We start from the raw sequence: 2,435 nt of genomic DNA on the forward strand, positions 1-2,435 counted from the left end.
CACGGCCGGGCCGCGGGCCAGCGCGGCGGCGACCGCGCGGGCCGCGGCGGCGTGCCCGTCCGGGTCGCGCGCGGCGAACGCCAGGTCGTCCATCTCGCGCTGCAGCACCCGGATGCCGAGCCGCTCGGCGAACGGGACGAGCAGCTCGTGCGAGGCCGTGGCGATCCGGATCCGCTTCTCCGGCGACTGGAAGCCGAGCGTCCGCAGGTTGTGCAGCCGGTCCGCCAGCTTGATCACCAGCACCCGCAGGTCCGCCGCGGCGGCGAGCACGATCTTGCGGAACGTCTCGGCCTCGGCGCGGGCGCCCCACCGCCCGCCGTCCAGCTTGGTCACCCCGTCCACCAGGACCGCGACCTCCTCGCCGAAGTCGGCGCGCAGCTCGCCGAGCGTGTAAGGGGTGTCCTCGACGGTGTCGTGCAGCAGGGCGGCGACGAGCGTGGCGGTGTCCATGCCCATCCCGGCGAGGATGGTGGCGACCGCGAGCGGATGGGTGATGAAGGGGGCGCCGGACTTGCGGAGCTGGCCCCGGTGCAGCCGCTCGGCGACCCGGTAGCCGCGGACGATCTCGCGCTCGTCGCGGCCGGGGCAGACCGAGCGGTACTGGGCGAGCAGCGGGGCGAGCGCCGGGTCGCACGGCCCGCCCGCGACGCGGTCCCCCCGGACGCGCGGCGCCGCGGCGCGCGGCGGACGCCCGCGCGCGCCGGATGTGTGCTGGTGGGGCGCGCGTTCCCGCACGCCGAGGACTCTCATCGTCCACCCGCCTGACACCTGCCCGTGGCGTGGATGCTACGGGGTGTAACTGGCATTATGCGTGAGCCGCCGAGGGCCGCGCGAGAGGGGGCGGCCGTCCGGACGGCCGGACGGACGGGACCGGATGTCTGGCGACCGCGCGGTCATTTCGCGATGTGGGTCATTGGCGAATGGGCGGCCGCGGGCAAGAGTAATTGACGCGTTCTGTGTCGCACCGTAAAGCCGATCTCGTCCTGTGCGGGTCGGCGTCGCATTGGCCGTCGCGGGACGCGGCGGTGTCTCCGGAGCGTTCCGGAAGATGGGCGGCGACCTGCCCGCGGGCGCGGACGGAGGGAGGCCGAGCAGGTGATCCGCACCGGCGGCGGCGCTCGGTTCCGTTGGCGGGACGCCGGTTCCGGCGCCTGGAATTCTCGGCCGGAGTAGCGGCGGGTGGCCTTTCGAGAACGCGATGTTTGTGGGTCCGCGAACGCAGGTGAGGGCATTTCGCGGCGGTTCGCTGAAGGCCGTCCGCCGGTCGTGGAGCACGTCGTGTTCGGGGCCGGACCGGGCCGCGCCGGGCCGCGGAAAGGTGCCCGCTTCCGGCCATCGCGGGACGCGGCGGCGGATTCCGTGCCCGCGTTCCGCCCCTGCCGTGCGCCCTGCCGTGGGCGTCGGGTCTTCCTTCCGTCAAGGGACGGTCCAGAGTCCCCCTGGAGTGCGCGCGAGGGCGTGACCCCGGGTGTGTCGGCCGGGAGGTCGCGCGGTCACCGACCGTAGTGTTGCGGCTCATCGCGGCCCCCTCCTGCGGAAGGGCGAGCCGCGCTTCGCAACGGATGTGACGAGCCAGGGTGTTCGAGCCGCGCCGGCCTCGAGGGTCGGGCCGGGCGCGGAACGGCGGGGGGCAGTGCATGGCGGCTGAGGTGGATCCGGGTGGCGTGTTCGGGACGGGGGCGGGAGACCGGCCCCGCCCGCGGGAGGCGGAGGTCCTCGGGGTCGGCCCGTTCGGGCGGCCCGCACCGCACCTGGCCGCCGCGGTCTGCCGGGCCGGCGGCCTGGGCGTCCTCGACCTCGGCACCGACCGGTCCGCCGCGCTGGCCGCGCTCGCCGACCTGACCCGCTGGTGGCGGGGCGGGTTCGGGGTGCGGGTCCAGGCCGGGTGCGGGGTGCGCCCGGACGAGCTGCCCGGGCAGGCCCACACCGTCCTGCTGGACGCGGTGTCCGTCGAGGAGACCATCGGGTACACGCGCGGGCGCAGGCTCCTGGTGGAGGTCGTGGACCCGGCCGAGGCGTCCGCCGCGCGCGCCGCCGGCGCCGACGGCCTGATCGCGCGCGGCTGCGAGGCGGGCGGACGGGTCGGCGACCTGACCACGTTCGTGCTGCTCCAGCACCTGCTGGGGGACCCGCAGGCCGCCCTCCCGGTGTTCGCGGCGGGCGGGATCGGCCCGCACACGGCCGCCGCGGCGGTCGCGGGCGGCGCGGCGGGCGTCGTCCTGGACGTCCAGCTCGCGCTGGTCCGCGAGGGCGAGCTGCCGTGCGACGTCGCGGACGCGCTGCGCGCGATGGACGGCAGCGAGACCCGCGTCACCGGCGGCCACCGGATCTTCGCGCGCCCGGACCTGCCCGACTTCGACCTGGCCGGGCTCGCCCCGGCCGAGGCGAACGCGCGGCTCGGCGCGTCCGGGCTGCACGTCAAGGCGCTGCCGGTG

The 2,435-nt window shown here is 76.4% G+C and carries 2 protein-coding genes; one reads left to right on the plus strand and one right to left on the minus strand.

The features are described from left to right. Positions 1–735 (minus strand): HD domain-containing protein (locus AB0J52_RS36350; protein ID WP_500187450.1); only part of this gene is annotated, 735 nt, incomplete at its 3' end. Between the two features lie 902 nt (positions 736–1,637). Here AB0J52_RS36350 and AB0J52_RS36355 point away from each other — a divergent pair. Next, on the plus strand, positions 1,638–2,435 hold a 798-nt coding region (locus AB0J52_RS36355; protein ID WP_500187451.1), incomplete at its 3' end, for a beta/alpha barrel domain-containing protein.

The organism is Spirillospora sp. NPDC049652 (genome assembly GCF_040675125.1).
Lineage (GTDB): Bacteria > Actinomycetota > Actinomycetes > Streptosporangiales > Streptosporangiaceae > Spirillospora.